This window comes from Streptomyces anulatus (genome assembly GCF_014650675.1).
Classification (GTDB): Bacteria; Actinomycetota; Actinomycetes; order Streptomycetales; family Streptomycetaceae; genus Streptomyces; species Streptomyces anulatus.
Window position 1 is genome coordinate 510,516 of record NZ_BMVK01000004.1, and the last position, 15,775, is coordinate 526,290.

15 protein-coding genes are annotated in these 15,775 nt (G+C 72.2%); 7 read left to right on the plus strand and 8 right to left on the minus strand.

Features of this window, described 5'->3' with window-relative positions; translation table 11 throughout:
* Window positions 1-117: 117 nt before the first annotated feature.
* The gene (locus tag IE272_RS13790; protein WP_190006941.1) at window positions 118-747 is read right to left on the minus strand and encodes a TetR/AcrR family transcriptional regulator; all 630 of its coding nucleotides are present in this window, start codon (window positions 745-747) and stop codon (window positions 118-120) included.
* A 160-nt stretch (window positions 748-907) separates the two neighbouring features.
* Here IE272_RS13790 and IE272_RS13795 point away from each other — a divergent pair, with 160 nt between their 5' ends.
* On the plus strand, window positions 908-1,903 hold the full coding sequence (locus IE272_RS13795) for a phosphatase PAP2 family protein (RefSeq protein WP_190006942.1): 996 nt from the start codon (window positions 908-910) through the stop codon (window positions 1,901-1,903).
* The gene (locus IE272_RS13800) at window positions 1,900-2,868 is read left to right on the plus strand and encodes a DMT family protein (protein ID WP_057667091.1); all 969 of its coding nucleotides are present in this window, start codon (window positions 1,900-1,902) and stop codon (window positions 2,866-2,868) included. The genes IE272_RS13795 and IE272_RS13800 overlap by 4 nt, the downstream gene beginning before the upstream one ends.
* A 45-nt stretch (window positions 2,869-2,913) precedes the next feature.
* Here the strand turns inward: IE272_RS13800 and IE272_RS13805 are convergent, their stop codons facing one another.
* Window positions 2,914-3,444: a PadR family transcriptional regulator gene (locus IE272_RS13805; RefSeq protein WP_007456383.1), complete on the minus strand. Its 531-nt coding sequence runs from the start codon at window positions 3,442-3,444 to the stop codon at window positions 2,914-2,916.
* A 69-nt stretch (window positions 3,445-3,513) separates the two neighbouring features.
* Complete coding sequence (locus IE272_RS13810) at window positions 3,514-5,529, minus strand: NADPH-dependent 2,4-dienoyl-CoA reductase (protein WP_190006943.1); 2,016 nt, start codon at window positions 5,527-5,529, stop codon at window positions 3,514-3,516.
* Window positions 5,530-5,733: 204 nt separating this feature from the next.
* On the opposite strand from IE272_RS13810, the gene IE272_RS13815 reads away from it, so the two are divergent.
* Together IE272_RS13815 and IE272_RS13820 are read left to right on the plus strand one after the other, a co-directional pair.
* Window positions 5,734-6,261 (plus strand): DoxX family protein, encoded by a 528-nt coding sequence (locus IE272_RS13815; protein ID WP_050362258.1) that lies wholly within the window; start codon window positions 5,734-5,736, stop codon window positions 6,259-6,261.
* On the plus strand, window positions 6,261-6,866 hold the full coding sequence (locus IE272_RS13820) for a DUF7144 family membrane protein (RefSeq protein WP_169808554.1): 606 nt from the start codon (window positions 6,261-6,263) through the stop codon (window positions 6,864-6,866). Before IE272_RS13815 ends, IE272_RS13820 begins: the two co-directional genes overlap by 1 nt.
* Here the strand turns inward: IE272_RS13820 and IE272_RS13825 are convergent.
* From IE272_RS13825 to IE272_RS13835, 3 genes are all read right to left on the minus strand, one after another.
* A complete protein-coding gene (locus tag IE272_RS13825; RefSeq protein ID WP_190006944.1) occupies window positions 6,863-8,986 on the minus strand; it encodes an MMPL family transporter in 2,124 nt (707 codons plus the stop codon). The two genes, IE272_RS13820 and IE272_RS13825, sit on opposite strands and share 4 nt — an antisense overlap.
* A gap of 138 nt (window positions 8,987-9,124) precedes the next feature.
* Window positions 9,125-9,625: a MarR family winged helix-turn-helix transcriptional regulator gene (locus IE272_RS13830; RefSeq protein WP_056705366.1), complete on the minus strand. Its 501-nt coding sequence runs from the start codon at window positions 9,623-9,625 to the stop codon at window positions 9,125-9,127.
* Between the two features lie 49 nt (window positions 9,626-9,674).
* Window positions 9,675-10,256: a fasciclin domain-containing protein gene (locus IE272_RS13835; RefSeq protein ID WP_050361969.1), complete on the minus strand. Its 582-nt coding sequence runs from the start codon at window positions 10,254-10,256 to the stop codon at window positions 9,675-9,677.
* 152 nt (window positions 10,257-10,408) lie between these two features.
* Here IE272_RS13835 and IE272_RS13840 point away from each other — a divergent pair, with 152 nt between their 5' ends.
* Window positions 10,409-11,251: a DUF1206 domain-containing protein gene (locus tag IE272_RS13840; RefSeq protein WP_179890783.1), complete on the plus strand. Its 843-nt coding sequence runs from the start codon at window positions 10,409-10,411 to the stop codon at window positions 11,249-11,251.
* Here IE272_RS13840 and IE272_RS13845 read toward each other — a convergent pair.
* The gene (locus IE272_RS13845; protein ID WP_056705363.1) at window positions 11,236-11,781 is read right to left on the minus strand and encodes a DUF4383 domain-containing protein; all 546 of its coding nucleotides are present in this window, start codon (window positions 11,779-11,781) and stop codon (window positions 11,236-11,238) included. The two genes, IE272_RS13840 and IE272_RS13845, sit on opposite strands and share 16 nt — an antisense overlap.
* Window positions 11,782-11,974: 193 nt before the next feature.
* On the opposite strand from IE272_RS13845, the gene IE272_RS13850 reads away from it, so the two are divergent.
* Window positions 11,975-12,949 carry a MerR family transcriptional regulator gene (locus IE272_RS13850; protein WP_190006995.1) on the plus strand — a complete coding sequence of 325 codons (975 nt, stop codon included), beginning with the start codon at window positions 11,975-11,977 and terminating at the stop codon, window positions 12,947-12,949.
* Window positions 12,950-13,018: 69 nt separating this feature from the next.
* Here IE272_RS13850 and IE272_RS13855 read toward each other — a convergent pair whose 3' ends face one another.
* A complete protein-coding gene (locus tag IE272_RS13855; RefSeq protein WP_190006945.1) occupies window positions 13,019-14,227 on the minus strand; it encodes a cysteine desulfurase-like protein in 1,209 nt (402 codons plus the stop codon).
* Window positions 14,228-14,812: 585 nt separating this feature from the next.
* Between IE272_RS13855 and IE272_RS13860 the strand changes: the two genes are divergently transcribed.
* A complete protein-coding gene (locus IE272_RS13860; RefSeq protein ID WP_056705356.1) occupies window positions 14,813-15,754 on the plus strand; it encodes a sterol desaturase family protein in 942 nt (313 codons plus the stop codon).
* Window positions 15,755-15,775: the final 21 nt, after the last annotated feature.

Below are 15,775 nucleotides of genomic sequence, written 5' to 3' on the forward strand. Positions count from 1 at the left end.
GGCGGCCGGTGGCCTCCGCAGAGGTCACCGGCCGGCCGGGCGGTGCGCCGCCCCCGTCCCCACGGTGCGGCGCGGGTGGACCGCCCCCCATCCGCTGGGGTGGGCGGTCCACGTCTGTCAGGACTCCGGCGCTCCCGCCGTGAGTCCGAGGCTCGGGAGGATCGCCATCTCCACGAACCGGGTCAGATACGCCGCGTCGGCGTAGCGCCCCTCCAGCAGCGGACGGGCGCGCATCACTCCGAGCAGCTGGGCCGCGACGAACTCGGCCCCCGGAAGGTCCGCCGCGATCTCGCCGCGCTCCCGGCCCCGCCGGACCATCGTGTCGATCGCCGCGATCTCCGGCAGGATCAGTGCCTCGCGCAGCGCGCACAGCAGCTCCGGGCTCTGGAGCGCGGCATGGCTGAGGGCGTGCATCAGCGGGGTGTCGCTCCCCGAGGCCTCGCCGATCGTCCGTGCGGCCTCCAGCAGGTCCCCGGCCAGCGACCCGGTGTCGATGTTCGGGAGCCGCATCCGCCGGGTGCCGTGCAGCGCGGCCACGACCAGCTCCGGCTTGGAGCCCCACTGCCGGTACAGCGTCGACTTCCCGCACCGTGTGCGCGAGGCGACGCCCTCCATCGTCAGCGACTCGTAACCGCTCTCCCGCAGCAGCTGCAGCACCGCCGCGTAGAGCTCCTGCGCCCGCTCCGGTGTGATCTTCGACCGGCGGGACGTGAGGGCTGACTCCTGTACGGAATCGGGCGACGGCATGGGCTGTACCTCCTGCGGCGGTGCGGTGAGGTTCTCGATACGCCAGTGTACCGATACGCGTGTGTACCGATACGCCGACGTATCGGTACACTGGCGTATCGATACGGCGTGGATCTGACCGGGCCGTCCTGACACCGCTTCGCATCCAAGGGGGCACCGGGTGACATACGCCCGCACCGAGCCCACGGACCAGGAGCCGGACATACGTGCCCGACCGCCCCTCGTCCGCGAGTTCCTTCTCGTGGCCGGACTCTTCCTGGCCTACAAGTTCGGCCGCCAGGCCGCCAACGGCCATGTCGAGGAGGCGTTCCGCAACGCGGGGAACGTGTGGGACCTCGAACGCACCCTGCACCTCCCCGGCGAGGGCGCGGTCCAGGGTCTGCTGCTGCACAGCCAGCCCCTGATCCACGCGGCGAACACCTACTACGCCGCCGTGCACTTTCCCGCCACGGCCCTCTTCCTGGTCTGGCTCTACTGGCGCCGGCCCCGCCACTACGTCCGGTCGCGCCGCGTTCTCGCCGCGCTCACCGGCGCCGCCCTGGTGCTGCATCTGCTGTTCCCGCTGGCCCCGCCCCGGATGCTCCCGGCCGCCGGGCTCGTCGACACCGGTCAGGTCTACGGGCCGACGGTGTACGGACAGACGCCCGCGACCGACACGATGGCGAACCAGTTCGCCGCGATGCCCTCGCTGCACGTCGGCTGGGCCGTGATGGTGGCCGTCGGACTGATCGTCGCCACCCGTTCCCGGTGGCGCTGGCTGTGGCTGCTGCACCCGGCGCTGACGCTGCTCGTCGTCGTGGGCACGGCCAACCACTACTGGCTCGACGCGATCGTCGTCGGGGCGATGCTCGCCGTCGCCCTCGCCGTCTTCCGGCTGCCGCCGTCCGCCCGGACCGCGCCCGCGCGGCAGCCCCGGCCGGACCTGCGGGGGAGCGTCGAAGGGTCTCCCGTACCGGCGTACGCGGGTGGCGGGGGGCCCGGGGCCTTCGCGTCGGCCGTCCCGGCGGGGTCCGCCGCGCCCGGGGCCTTCGCGCCCGGGGCCTTCGCGTCGGCCGGTCCGCCGCCGTCCTTCGGGGCCGTCGGCGGGTCCGCCGAGCCCGCCGACGGCGCGGACGCCGGATCACGGGCGCCCGCCCGGGCCGGAGCCGCGCGATGAACGCCACACTGCTCGCCGTTGCGCTCTCCCTCGTCTCGGCCGGCGCCTACGCGGCCGCCGCCGTGGCGCAGTCCCGGCTCGCCGGCCGCACCGACCCCTCCACCGGAGTCCTGCGACTGCTGGGCCGGGGGGCCTGGTGGTCGGCGGTCGGCCTCAACGCCGGGGGAGCGCTGCTGCACGTCGCCGCGCTCAACTTCGGCCCGCTCACCCTGGTCCAGCCGCTGGGCGCGCTCACCCTCGTCGTCGCCGTCCCGCTCGGGGCGCGCGCCGCCGGACGCCGGGTCGGCCGCACCGAGTGGCGCGGCACGGCCCTGACCCTGCTCGGCCTCGGCGCCCTGCTCCTGACCGCGGGCGGCTCCGCCCCGCACGAGACCCTCAGCCTTCCCGAGGCGCTCGGCGTGGGCGCGGCCACCATGGCGGTCGTCGCCGGACTCGGCCGGCCCGGGGCCCGCCCGGGGCTGCGGCACGCGGCGGCCTCCGGGATCACCTCCGGGGTCGCCTCCGCGCTCACCCAGACCCTCACCGTCGCGGTCACCGACCACTCCGGCGGCCCGCTGTTCAGCTGGCGGCTGCTGACCGTGGCGCTGCTCGTCTCCGCCTTCGCGATGGGCGGCCTGCTGCTGTCCCAGACCGCGTACCGGGGCGGGCTCGGCGCGCCGCTCGCGGTGGTCACCCTCGCCAACCCGGTGGCCGCCGCCGCGATCGGCCTGGCCCTGCTCGGCGAGCGCCTCCAGGGCGGGCCGGTCAGCCTGGTGCTCGCGCTCCTCGGCACGGCGGCGGCCGTGCGCGGGGTGGTCCTCCTCAGCCGGGCCCAGGCGCGGAACACGGACCCGGCCGCCCCGCCGGAGGCACCCGTCCCCGGGGACCAGGTCCCCTCCAGGGTGGTCATCGGCAGCCCCCGGCGCGCGGACACCGCACCCCCGGCGGGCGTCCCGGAACCTCTCCCCGCGCACGCGAGCGGCTGACCGGCCGCGCGGCGGGAGGGCGACCGGGGCGTACGGTTCGACCGCTCAGCCGTCCAGGTCGGCGATGGCCCGGGTCAGCCAGCTGATCCAGAACGTCTCCAGATCGATGCCGCCCCGCAGCACCAGATACCGCAGCCGGTCCTCGTCGGTCGTCGGCGCGGGGGTGAAGTTCCGCTCCTCGATCTCCCGGTACTCCGCCAGTTGGCGTTCGTGCAGCGTGAGGTGGCGGCGCAGCTCCGCGCCCATGCCGTCGGCCCCGACGACCGCCGCCGCCCGCATCCGCAGCAGGAGCGGATCGCGGACCGGCCGGGGATCCTCGGGGAGCGCCACCCAGGCGGCCAGTTCCTCGCGGCCGGCGGGCAGTACCTCGTACTCCTTCTTCTGCCCCCGGGCCGGCACCGCGGCGGGCAGCGCCCTGATCCGCCCGGCCTGCTCCAGTTTTCCGAGCTCGCGATAGATCTGCTGGTGCGTCGATGACCAGAAGTAGCCGATCGACCGGTCGAACCTGCGGGTCAGTTCCAGACCCGAGGACGGCTTCTCCAGCAGAGCGGTGAGAATCGCGTGCGGCAGTGACATGGGGTGCATCCTAAGGACGTACGGAGACCGGGGCGCGCGGCCTTCCCCCGGCGCCCGGGCCCCGGGCGCTCACAGCGCGGCGGCCAGCTCCGTGCCCTGGCGGATGGCGCGCTTCGCGTCCAGCTCGGCCGCCACGTCCGCGCCGCCGATCAGATGGACCGGGACGGCTCCCGCGCGCAGCTCCTCGTACAGTTCGCGGCGCGGTTCCTGGCCCGTGCACAGCACCACCGTGTCGACCGGCAGCACCCGCCGCTCGCCGTCGACGGTGAGGTGGAGGCCCTCGTCGTCGATGAGGTCGTAGGAGGCTCCGGCGATCATCTCGACGCCTCGGTGGCGCAGTTCGGTGCGGTGGATCCACCCCGTCGTCTTGCCGAGCCCCGCGCCGACCTTGGTGGTCCTGCGCTGGACCAGGTGGACCGTGCGCGGCGAGGTGGGACGCTCGGGCGCGCGCAGCCCGCCGCGCTCCGCGTAGGAGGTGTCGACGCCCCACTGCCGGAAGAACGTGTCCGCGTCCAGGCTCGCCGCGTCGCCGCCGTCGGTCAGGAACTCCGCGACGTCGAAGCCGATGCCGCCCGCGCCGACGATCGCGACCCGGTCGCCGACCGGCGCCCCGTCGCGCAGCACGTCCAGGTAGCTGACGACGTTCGGGCGGTCCGTGCCGGGGATCGCCGGAGTACGCGGCTCGACGCCGGTGGCCAGCACGATCTCGTCGTAACCGTCCAGGGTCCCGGTGTCGGCCCGGGTGGACAGGCGGACCTCGACGTCCAGCTCGGCCAGCCGCGTACGGAAGTAGCGCAGCGTCTCGTCGAACTCCTCCTTGCCCGGCACCCGGCGCGCCACGTTCAGTTGCCCGCCGATCTCGTCCGCCGTGTCGAACAGGGTCACCGCGTGCCCCCGCTCGGCCGCCGTCACGGAGCACGCGAGGCCCGCCGGACCGGCGCCGACCACGGCGACGCGCTTACGGGTCCGGGTCGGGCTCAGGACCAGCTCGGTCTCGTGGCAGGCACGCGGATTGACCAGACAGGAAGTGATCTTGAGGCTGAAGATGTGGTCCAGGCAGGCCTGGTTGCAGCCGATGCAGGTGTTGATGGCGTCCGCCCGGCCCGCCGCCGCCTTGGCGACGAACTCCGGGTCGGCGAGGAAGGGGCGGGCCATGGAGACCATGTCGGCCCGGCCGGAGGCGAGGATCTCCTCGGCGACCTCGGGGGTGTTGATGCGGTTGCTCGTCACCAGCGGTACGGAGACCGCGCCGCGCACCTTCTCGGTCACCCAGCTGAACGCGCCGCGCGGCACGGAGGTGGCGATGGTCGGGATCCGCGCCTCGTGCCAGCCGATGCCGGTGTTGATGATCGTCGCGCCCGCCGCTTCGATCTCCTTGGCGAGCGTCACGACCTCCTCCAGCGTCGAACCGCCCGGCACCAGGTCCAGCATGGAGAGCCGGTAGATCAGGATGAAGTCGTCGCCGACCCGCTCGCGGACCCGGCGCACGATCTCGACCGGCAGGCGCATGCGGTTCTCGTAACTGCCGCCCCAGCGGTCGGTGCGGTGGTTGGTCGCGGAGACGATGAACTCGTTGATCAGATAGCCCTCGGAGCCCATGATCTCGACACCGTCGTAGCCCGCGAGGCGGGCCAGCCCGGCCGCCCGGACGAACTCCTCGATGGTCTCCTCGACCTGGTCGTCGGTGAGCGCGTTCGGGGTGAACCCGCTGATCGGGGCCTTGAGCGCGCTCGGCGCCACCAGGTCGGGGTGGTGCGCGTACCGCCCGAAGTGCAGGATCTGCATCGCGATCCGGCCGCCCGCCGCGTGCACCGCCGAGGTGATCTCCCGGTGCTGCTCCGCCTCCGCCTCGGTCGTCATCTTGGCCCCGCCGGGGAAGGAGCAGGCCCGCTCGCTGGGGGCGATGCCGCCGGTGACCATGAGGCCGACGCCGCCCCGGGCGCGCTCGGCGTAGAACGCGGCCATCCGCTCGAAGCCGCGCTCGGCCTCCTCCAGGCCGATGTGCATCGATCCCATGAGCACCCGGTTGGGAAGGGTGGTGAACCCGAGGTCGAGTGGGCTCAGCAGGTTCGGATACAGGCTCATGGGGTCTCCTCCGCGCGGGGTCGTCGGGTCAGTTGTAGACCACCGTCAAGCGCTTATGCAACAAGTTGCACAATGATCTGCGTCGCACCCCGCACCGTGTGGCGCCGGGCCCGTGCCACGGACGGCGTATTCGGCCGCGCCCGCCCGCCGCCCTCCGACGAGAGTGGGATCCGTACCCGCAACCCCCTCACCCCGGGAGTCCTCATGGTCTGCGTCAACCGGCGTGATCTCGGTCTGCTCGCCCTGCGCGTCGGCACCGGCGCGGTGCTCGCCGCCCACGGCAGCCAGAAACTGGCCGGCTGGTTCGGCGGCGGAGGCATCCAGGGCACCACGGCCGCGATGGAGGCGATGGGATTCCACCCGCCCAAGCACAGCGCCGTGGCCGCCGGGCTCGGCGAGGCTGGCGGCGGCGTCCTGCTGGCGCTGGGCCTCGCCACCCCGGCGGCGGGTGCGGCGGCGGCCGGGGCGATGGCCGGCGCGGTGGCCGTGCACGCCCCGGCGGGCTTCTTCGCCCAGGGCGGCGGCTACGAGTACCCGGCGTTCCTCGGCTTCACCGCCGCGGCCATCGGTCTGACCGGCCCCGGCCGCTACTCCGTGGACCACGCCACCTGCCATGTCTTCGACCGCCCCTGGATGGTGGCGCTGGCCTTCGCGGGCAGTGCGGTCGCCGCCGCGGCGGTGGTCGGCAGGCGCGCGAAGGGGCAGGCCGACCAGGAGCGGGAGGAGTCCTGATGGGCGAGGACCCCTCCCGGGCCGCCGACCCGTCCGGCCCCGACGCCACGCCGCGACCGGCCGGCCCGGTCGCGCCGTCCGGGCCCGGCTCCCCGGCACCGACCGGCTTCGGTCAGGGGCCCCGGACCGGCCCCGGCCAGGAGGACGCGCCGTGGCAGCGCGCCGACGGCCCGGCCGGCCCCGCGCCGGAGCCCGATCCGGACAGCCTCTGGGTGACCGGCGGTGTGCTCTTCGCCGGGATCCTGATGCTCTGCCAGGGCGTCGTGGCGGCCCTGGAGGGCATCGCGGCCCTCGCCGACGGTGACGTCTACGGCGACGTCGGCGAGTACCTCTACCGGATCAGCCTCACCGGCTGGGGCTGGATCCACCTGGTGCTGGGCGTCTGTGTGGCCGTCACCGGGGCCGCACTGCTCAAGGGGGCGGGCTGGGCGCGGGTGACCGGCATCGTCTTCGCCTCCCTGAACCTCTTCGCACACTTCCTCTTCCTGCCGTACGCGCCCCTCTGGTCGGTGATCGTCATCGGCCTGGACATCTTCGTCATCTGGGCCCTGGCGGCCTACCGGGACCCGGGCTGGGCCCCGGGGGACGCGCTGCGCCGGCCCTAGGGCTTGTCCGGCCCCGATCCGCCGGACACCCCCTGGGGCGTCTCGCGGCTCAGGGCCCCCGGCCACCAGGCCTTCGGCCCGATGTCGCGCACCAGCGCCGGGACGAGGAGCGACCGGACGACCAGGGTGTCCAGCAGTACGCCGAAGGCCACGATGAACGCGATCTGGAGCAGGAACGCCAGCGGGATCACACCCAGCGCGGCGAACGTGGCCGCCAGGACGACGCCCGCCGACGTGATGACCCCGCCGGTCGTGGTCAGCCCGCGCAGGATGCCCTCCCGGGTGCCGTGCCGCAGCGACTCCTCCCGGACCCGGGACATCAGGAAGATGTTGTAGTCGACGCCCAGGGCGACCAGGAACACGAATCCGTACAGGGGAACCGACGAATCCGTGCCGCTGAAGCCGAACACGTGGGTGAAGACCAGCGAGGAGATGCCCAGCGTGGCGAGGAAGTTCAGTGCCACGGTCGCCACGAGCAGCACCGGCATCAGCAGTGACCGCAGGAGGAAGACCAGGATCACCAGGATGATGGCCAGCACCACCGGCACGATCAGCATGCGGTCGTCTTCCGCCGTCCGCTGGGTGTCGTACTGCTGGGCGGTGTAGCCGCCGACCAGGGCGTCCGATCCGGGTACCGCGTGGACCGCGGTGCGCAGCGCGGCCACCGCCTCCTTGGCGCTGTCGCTGTCCGCCGCGTCCTCTAGGGTCGCGTCGATACGGACCTTGCCGTCGACGACGAGGGGCTCGCCGCCCGGCCGCCCGCTCGCGCTCACCGGTGCGGCGGAGGCCACTCCTTCGGTGCGTTCGGCGGCCTCGGTGACCTCGGGCAGGCGGTCCGCCGCGGCGATGATCACCGCCGGATTGCCCGAACCGCCGGGGAAGTGCTCGCTCAACGTCTCCTGGGCGGCCACGGACGGGGCGTCGTTGACAAAGATCTCGTCGAGCGGAACCCCCTTGGAGGTGAGCGTGGGGGCGAACGCGGCACAGGCGATCAGGGCCGCCAGGGTGATCGCCCACACCTTGCGGGGTGACCGGTCGACGAGGGCCGCGACCTTGTGCCAGATGCCGTGGCCGCCGGACACCTTGTCGTCGGCGGGCTTGGGCTTGGCAGGCCAGTAGGCCTTCCGGCCCAGCAGCACCAGGGCGGCGGGCAGGAAGGTGAGAGCGCTCAGGACCGAGCAGACGATGCCGATCGCGCCCACCGGACCGAGGGCCCGGTTGTTGGTGAGGTCGCTGAGCAGCAGGGCGAGCAGGCCGGCCGCCACCGTCGCGGCGCTGGCCGTGATCGGACCGAAGGACTCGCGCAGGGCGATGCGCATCGCGGCGAACCGGTCGCCGTGGACGGCGAGTTCCTCCCGGAACCGGGCGGTGAGAAGCAGTGCGTAGTCCGTCGCCGCGCCGATCACCAGGATCGACAGAATGCCCTGCACCTGACCGTCCACGCGCACGATGTCGTGGTCGGCGAGGACGTAGACGATCGCACAGGACAGGGCGAGGGCGAACACCGCGCCGAGGATGATGACGAAGGGCAGCAGCACGCTGCGGTAGACCAGCAGCAGGATGACGAGCACCGTGATCAGGGCGACCCCGAGCAGCAGCCCGTCGATGCCCGCGAAGGCGTCGGACAAGTCGGCCTGGCTGGCGGCCGGCCCCGCCAGTTGGACCGTCGTGCCGGGCACGGACGCGCCGGCCTCGTCGATCCTCTCCAGCACCGTCGGCAGTTCGTCCCCGAGACCGGGGCTCAACTGCACGATGCCCTGGAGCGCGAGGCCGTCCTTCGAGGGCAGGGCGGGGGACGGTGCTCCGACGACGCCGTCACTCCCGGCGAGCGAGGCGAGGGCGCCGGTGGCGGCCTCCCGCTGCTCGTCGCTCACCGGAGCGTCCTTCTCCGCCGACGTCCAGACGACGATGGCGGGCAGGGTCTCGTTCTGCTGGAACGCCTTCTGCGCGTCGATGACTTGGGTGGATTCGGCGTTCTGGGGCAGGAAGGCGGCCTGATCGTTGGTGGCGACCTCGCCGAGCTTCCCGGCGTACGGGCCGAGCCCGCCGCCGATGCCGAGCCACGCGATCAGCAGCACGACGGGGATCAGCCAGCGGATCGACCGTGCAGGGGTGGACATGTCTCTCCCGGGGGTGGAGATATCTCAGCGGTTAACAATCTCAATCGTTGAAATACATTACGGGACTGCTCGCGCGGGCATCGCGGGGGGTGGTCCGGCGGCCCGTCCCCTCATGGACGCACCCGGCCGGGGAAAGGCTCAGCGACGCGCCGGGAGAACCTCTCCCAGCTCCTCGTTCATGGCGGCGAGGAAGCGCAGGACGGTCGTCAGCTCCGTCTCGCTGAAGCGCGCCCTGGCTCGTGCCGTGGCCTCGGCGAGCGGCATGAAGTAGTCGCGGGCGGCCGCCCGGGCGCTCGCCTCGTAGTACACGTGCACCACCCGGCGGTCGGTGCTCTCCCGGGCCCGGCGGACATGGCCGGCCCGTTCCAGCCGGTCCAGGCAGGCGGTCACCGCGCCGGAGGTGAGGCCCAGATGCTCGCGCAGCGCCCCCGGAGTGAGAGGCGTCGGGGCGTCGAGAATGGCCGCGAGCGCGCTCACGTCCGTGGGGTGCAGCTGCTGGTTCGCCGCGAAACCGTGGGTCATCCGGTTGATCTCGCCGTTCATCCGGCGGAGCTCGACCGCGAACGCCTGGAGGTCCGCGAGCGGCGCCTCGGGTTCCGAGGCGCCGCTGCGGGTCGGTCGGTCGTCGGCGCTGGTCACGCCCTCAGCGTATAGAACGGACGCGCGGAGGGCTGCGGCGCGACCGCCCTCACTGGGACGGCGGCATGAGCACGGTGTCGACCAGATTCACCGTGGCGTTGGCCGTCGGCACATTGCCGCAGACGATCTTCGAGGAGTCGTTCACCGTGAACTCGGTGCCCGAGCCCTTCGTCGTGAGGTCGCTGCCCTCCAGCGTCTTGAAGGTGCCGTCCTCCATCTGCTGGGTCGTGACCTTCTCGCCCACCACGTGGTACGTCAGCACCTTGGTGAGCTCGGCCTTGTCGTTGAGGAGCGCCTCCAGATCGGCCTGCGGGATCTTCTCGAAGGCGGCGTTGGTCGGCGCGAACACCGTGATGTCCTTCGCGTTGTTGAGCGTGTCGACCAGGCCTGCCTTCTTCACCGCGCTGACGAGGGTGGAGAGTTCGGGGTTGTTCGACGCGGCGGTGGCGACCGGGTCCTTCGCCATGCCTTCCAGGCTGCCCGCGCCCTCCTTCGGTACGGAGGAGCAGGCGGGGCCGTACGGTTCGGCGGGCGCCTCGGCCCGGGCCTGCGGAGCGAGGAACGCCAGAGAGGCGGGAAGGACCAGTGCCGCGGCGGCCGCCGCGGTGCGCTGCGGACGGGTGATCGTCATGATGTCTCCTCCGGCGGGCGAGGTGGGTCTTCTCCTTCTCACCCACGCTGACGCTCCTCCGCCCGCACCGCCCGCCGCGTCGTTTCTGCGTCGATAGTCACGTTCCGATGCGCTCATGACATCGATCCATCGGACCGGGGCAACCGGGATACATGAATACCCGTTCAGTAACAGCGCAGGGACGCGGCCAGGCGAAGAGAGCCGCGAACAGCACCGCGATGGAGGCGGGAGCCCGTGCGGGCTTCGTGGCCCGCGGGGTGATCTACGTCCTCGTGGGCGTCCTCGCCCTGCGGATCGGGCTGTCCGGAGGCGGTGGAGAACAGGCCGACCGGGGCGGCGCGATCGGCGAGATAGCGGAGAAGCCCTTCGGGAAGATCCTGCTGTGGGTGCTGGGCATCGCCCTGGTGGGAATGGCGCTCTGGCGGCTGTCCGAGGCCCTGTTCGGAGCGGCCGGACCCGACGGCCGCAAGCCGACCAAGCGGGCCATGGCGGCGGGCCGTGCCGTCTTCTACGGGTTCGTCGCCTACTCCGTACTGGCCTTCGCCGCCGGTGACTCGGGCAGCGGGAGCGGGTCGTCGGACCAGCAGTCGAAGGACATCACCGCCAAGGCGCTCGGCTGGACCGGAGGCCAGTGGATCGTCGGGATCGCGGGCGTGGGCGTGGTCTGCGCCGGTGTCTGGATCGCGGTGCGGGCGCTCCTGCGGAAGTACCACAAGCACCTGAAGATGTCCGAGATGTCCAAGCGGGTCCGGCAGGCGGTCGACTTCACCGGAGTCTTCGGCGGTACGGCGCGCGGCATCGTGTTCGCCACGGCGGGCGGATTCGCGGTGGCCGCCGCGATCAAGCATCAGCCGGACGAGTCCAAGGGCATGGACGACACCCTGCGCTCCTTCACCGAAACCCCCGTCGGCCCGTGGCTCCTCGTGGTCATCGCCCTCGGACTGATTGCCTTCGGGGCGTTCTCCTGGGTCAACGCCCGCTACCGCAAGGTCTGAGCGCCACTCCGCCCGAGCTGTCCGCCCGCCACCGCGCTTCTGCGGGCGGCGGCGGCCTCGCGGTCCGCCTGCTCCGGGTGGCGGCGGCGCCAGTACGGATTGTCGTGCGGCAGGCCGCCCGTCACCCGTCCGTACATGCCGAACGTGAGGATCAACAGCCCCATCACGAAGCTGAAGACGACGTTCGGCATCCCGAAGTCCAGGATGTTCGCGGCCCGGTCCAGGATGAAGAGGTGGCCGAAGCCGCTCAGCAGGAAGAGCGCGCCGATCGTCATGTTCAAGGTGGACGCGATGTTTCCGCCCACCACGGCCCCGGCGATCAGCAGCACGCCGACGACCACCGAGATCAGGCTCAGCAGACCGTTGGTCGACAGTCCGGCGATGTGATCGCCGCTGGTGTCGAAGAAGCTCAGTCGACTCGTGAAGCCGAGAATGCCGAAGACCAGCAGGATGGTGCCGCAGAGACCCGCGCCGATCCGGTACACCTTCGCCAGCCGATGATCGACGGGGAGTTCGTCGCTCAGTTTCATGGCCGTCTCCTGTCCGTCCTGCCGCGGTCGGGGCGGGGCGACGTGTGATGGGTGAGGGCATCGAGCAGGGCCCCGATGTCTCCAGCGAACCGCGCGACGGCAGGCCGGGCAACATGCATCGGTTTTGCGTCGTATGGTGGGATTCGTGGACCCAGTGGTGGAACCCGTGATGGACCCCGTGGCGGACGCGGTGATGGGACCCGAGGGTCACCGCACGGGCGGTCGGCCCCCGCGAGCGGCGGCCGACGGAGGGCTGACCACGGGTGCGGTGGCCCGCCTCCTGGGTGTCGCGCCGACGACGCTGCGCTCGTGGGACCGCCGTTACGGCATCGGCCCGGCCGCACGGGAGGGCGGCCGGCACCGTCGCTGGACCGGGGCCGACATCGCCGCTCTGCGGAACATGTGCCGCCTGACGAGCGCGGGCCTGCCGCCGGCCGAGGCGGCTCGTACCGTCCTGGCCGGAGCGTCCCGGGCCACGGCCCCGCCACCGTGCGGGCCCGCATCCCGGGCCCCCGGGGCGCTTCCGCTCGGCAGCGCCCGCCGGGAATGCCGGGGCCTGGCCCGGGCGGCGCTCCGGCTGGACGCGCCGGCCATGGAGGAACTGCTCACGGAGGTCCTCGACCGCTACGGGCTGCCCGCCGCGTGGGACGAGGTGATGGCGCCGGCGCTGCACGCGGTGGGCCGCAAGTGGGAGACCGCGGGGGAGCGGTACATCGAGGTCGAGCACCTGCTGTCCTGGCACATCTCCGGCGCGCTGCGCGGTGTCCGTGCCGCCGGGTCTCCCGTCCCCGGTGCGGGCCTGTCCCTGCTGGCCTGCGTACCCGGTGAGACCCACACGCTGGCCCTGGAGGCGCTCTCCGCCACGCTCACCCGGCATGGACTGCCGGTCCGCATGTTCGGCGCCGCCCTGCCCGTCGAGGCGCTGGAGCAGGCGGTCCGGCGCACCGGACCCGCCGCGGTGGTGCTCTGGGCGCAGTCGCACGGCACGGCGAGCCGCGCGCTCGCGGCCCGGGTGGAGGCGATCGAGTGGGGCGTACGAGGCGCGCGCAGACGGCCTGTCGTCTTCACCGCCGGGCCCGGTTGGGCCGGGCGGCAGCCCCCGGGGACCCGGCACCCGTCCGGGCTCGCCGACGCGGTGGACGCCCTGGCCACACTCGGTGCGCGGTGACCCGGGGCCGTCACCCGGGTCGCAACCGGGGTTGCGACCCCGGCGTCACCGTAGCCGTGGCCCCCGCCGTCAGCTCAGCCAGTCCGACAGCCCCGTCAGAAGGCGCTCCACGTCGTCCGTGTCGTTGTACGCGCAGAGTCCGACGCGCAGGCCGCCGCTGTCGCCGAGCCCCAGATGGCGGGAGGCCTCCAGGGCGTAGAAGGAACCGGCGGGTGCGTGCACCCCGGAGCGGGCGAGGAAGCGGTAGGCGTCCGCCGCGTCCCGGCCCTCGAAGGTGAGCAGCAGGGTGGGGGTGCGTTCGGCGGCACGGGAGTGGACCGTCACCCCGCCCAGTTCGCCCACCGTCTTCTCGATGCTCTCCCGCAGCTCCGTCTCGTGGGTGTCGATCGCCGCGTACGCCGAACGCAGCCGCTCGCGACGCCCGCCCGCCGCATCCGCGCCGGCCCCCAGGCCCGCGAGGAAGTCCACCGCCGCGCGGGTCCCCGCCATCGACTCGTAGGGCAGAGTGCCGAGTTCGAAACGTTCCGGCACGGCGTCGGTGGACGGCGCCAGCTTGTCCGGGCGAAGGCTGCCGAGCAGTTCGGGCCGGGCGGCGAGCACCCCGTGATGGGGTCCGAAGAACTTGTACGGGGAGCAGACGAAGAAGTCCGCCCCGAGCCGCTCCACGTCCACCGGGTGGTGGGCCGTCAGATGGACCCCGTCCACGTACAGCAGGGCGCCGGCCCCGTGGGCGAGTCGGGCGATGGCCGGGATGTCGGGCCGGGTGCCGATGAGGTTGGAGGCGCCGGTCACCGCGACCAGCCGGGTCCGCCCGGTGATCTGCGCGCCGACGGCCTCGGGGGAAAGCTCGCCGGTCGACGGATCGAAGTCGGCCCAGCGCACCACCGCCCCCGCCCGCTCGGCCGCCTGCACCCACGGCCGGATGTTGGCATCGTGGTCCAGCCGGCTGACCACCACCTCGTCCCCCGGGCTCCAGGTCCCGGACAGGGTGCGCGAGAAGTCGTACGTGAGCTGGGTGGCGCTGCGGCCGAACACGATCCCGCCCGGGTCCGCGCCCAGCAGATCCGCCATCGCCTGCCGGAACCCGCGGACGATCTCCTCCGCGTTCACCTCCCCGGGCAGGGCGCCGCCCCGGTTCGACAGGGGACCGCTCATCGCCTCGCCGATCGCGGCGATGACGGAGGCCGGAGTCTGTGTGCCGCCCGGCCCGTCGAAGTGCGCCGTACCGGACCGCAGGGCAGGGAACTGCGCGCGCACCGCGCCGACGTCGTACGACAAGGAGGCTCCTCGAATCGCTGATGTACTGCCGGATCTCGCTGTGATCATCGCAGGGCGGTGTCCTCCGGCGGAAGGAGTGGGAGCCCTCCGGAGGGGCCTCGTCAGGAGCCCCGCTCCGGGGTCCTGCATCGGGGGGCGCTTTCGGGAGAGTTGGTTTCGCGCGGGCGCTCCGCTCCCTGACCGAATGCGCGCCCGAGCGTGGGGCAGCGTCTCCCGGCGCACCGGAATGCGCCGTACTCAAACGGCGCGATGATCCTACGAAATAATTGCTCGCACAAATGAACTCGCCTCGGTTGTGCGATCCTTCTCGCATTCCCGTCCTGGATAAAAGTGCCGGATGATTTCTGCGAGTCGGTCGTGATTAAAGCGGTGGGAACGGGAAATAGATGATCTGGGCTGATGGGGTCGGGGGCATCAGTTCACGCCACGGCCGAATTTCATCGGGGTCGGGTGTCTGAAAGTCGCCAGCGCGGGGGCCATGGTCGCCGTCCGGGGTTTCCTGTCCTGTTCCAGGGGTGCTCTGGCCTGCTCTGATGCGATGCGATGGTCTCTCTCCCCGTCACTGTCACTTGTGGAGGGTCACGGATGGACGAGCGCGAGCACTCCGCCGATGGCGGAATCTATTCGGCCGACTATTCGGCCGACCGGAAGGGGCCGGCCGGTAATTCCTCGACTCGGCTTCTTCGCGCCGCTGCGTACCCGGTTCTCCTCCTCGCGGTCGTATCCGTGGGTGTGGCCGCATTGTGGCTGCAGTGGGATCCGGCCTGGGTCAGTTCGCTTTTCCTGATCGGGGCCATCGCTTATCTGGCTCTCCTGGAACGGCTGATTCCTTATGACCGGAACTGGCACCCCGGAAAGGCCGAATGGCGCTGGTACGGCATCTACTTCCTCCTCACCATGGTCGGAAGCGGACTGGCGCAACTCCTGGTCGCGCTGGCCGTCGGCCTGATCTCGCCGGCGGAATCGGCCCGCCACCTCTGGATCGAGATCCCGGGCGCGCTCCTCGCCGGATCTCTCGTCAGCTATGCGGTGCACCGGCTGGGTCACCGGAACGCCCTGCTCTGGCGGCTGCACGGAGTGCATCACGTGCCGGAGAAGGTCAACGTCGCCAACAACGGGGTCAACCACGTGCTGGACATCGTCCTGGCGCAGAGCCTCGTCCAGCTGACGCTGGCATTCGTCGGATTCTCCCGCCCCGCGGTGCTGGTGGTCGGACTCTTCGTCGCCGCCCAGGGCTACTTCGTCCACGCCAACATCGATGTCCGCATCGGACGGCTCAACCATCTGCTGGCCAGTCCCGAGCAGCACCGTCTGCACCACAGCACCGATCTGTCCGAAGCCGGACACTACGGCTCCGACCTGTCGTGCTGGGACCACCTCTTCGGCAGCTTCACCTGGTACCCCGGCCGCGAGCCCGCCGCCGTGGGCCTGCACGATCCCACGTCCTTCCCCGGCACCGGCGAGATCCTCGCCGCCCTCACACATCCCTGGCGACGCCGACCGGCACCGGGCCCCGGGCCGGAGTGACCGCCGCCCCCTCCCGACGCT